This window comes from Helicobacter ganmani, from assembly GCF_003364315.1.
Lineage (GTDB): Bacteria > Campylobacterota > Campylobacteria > Campylobacterales > Helicobacteraceae > Helicobacter_D > Helicobacter_D ganmani.
This window is the reverse complement of record NZ_NXLS01000022.1, coordinates 1-965: the sequence shown is the minus strand read 5'-3', so window position 1 is coordinate 965 and position 965 is coordinate 1. Positions and strand designations below refer to the sequence as shown.

At 32.8% G+C, this 965-nt stretch carries 1 protein-coding gene; it reads right to left on the bottom strand.

The window, feature by feature from the left end; genetic code table 11:
* Window positions 1-9 precede the first annotated feature (9 nt).
* Window positions 10-879 carry a hypothetical protein gene (locus tag CQA43_RS09330; protein ID WP_115552320.1) on the bottom strand — a complete coding sequence of 290 codons (870 nt, stop codon included), beginning with the start codon at window positions 877-879 and terminating at the stop codon, window positions 10-12.
* Between the last annotated feature and the right edge of the window lie 86 nt (window positions 880-965).

Genomic DNA, 965 nt, shown 5'->3' with positions numbered 1-965 from the left:
AGCATTTTCCTAAAACTTCTTCCACAAACTAAGTGTAAAAACACTATCAGGAGCAGAGGAGCTTCCCCCAGCAGTTCCAGAAACAGAAACAGCAGTATCAGAATTTAAACTATAAGTTGCCCCTAGAGAAAAGGTAGGGATAGAATAAGAATTAGAGGTTTTTCTACCCTCAAATTTAGAACCACTTTGGAATCTCTGCTCTAATCCTGCGTCTAAAGAAACTTTAGGGCTAAGAATCACAGACATATCAAATCCAAAGAACAAGGTATTCCCATATTCTAATTTACCATAATCAAAATTCCTTTCACCATTATAAACCCCACCAATATAAAGAGAGGATACAACAGGGTCAGAATAGTTTTTGAATGCGAATTGTGCGGAAAAAGATTTAAGCGAAAAATTTTTTGTTTCATCAAAATGCTCCTCTCTTTGAATCACTGCACCTTGCAAGGTGATTTGCGGGACAAACATTTCAAAGAGGGTATCTGCTGTATAGATTCCACCAATCCATAAAGAATCAAAATCAAAGCTTCTTTCTGTCGTATATTCAAATCCTAAATAATTAAAATATTCGTTTTGTTTGTAGCTACCATTTCCAGAAACTAATAAATCAAATTTTGGAGTAAGTGTATAAATAAAAGTCTGATTGATAGAAAGCTGTTTGGTATCTGTCCAAGTTTTTGTATCTGGTTGTGCTACTAAAGTAGGATAGAGATTGTAAATATAAGCATTGCCACTACTTAAGAAACTCACACTTGTAATACTTCTTAGTCCTATTTGTTTTTTAAACAAAGAATCCATTGTAATAGGGTCAGAAGCAAAACTAAGTGAAAAGGTAAAAATTAAAAACCCTAAAGAAAGCAAAATCTTTTTAAGCATTCGTATTCCTTACATAATAAACTATATGCTTAAGGACTAGCAATAAGTATTCCAAATTTGATATAAAGAATCGCAAATTATCTGAA

Excerpts from the sequence above, each read along its gene's own strand:
- CQA43_RS09330 (WP_115552320.1), bottom strand. The coding sequence starts at position 879 with ATGCTTAAAAAGATTTTGCTTTCTTTAGGGTTTTTAATTTTTACCTTT.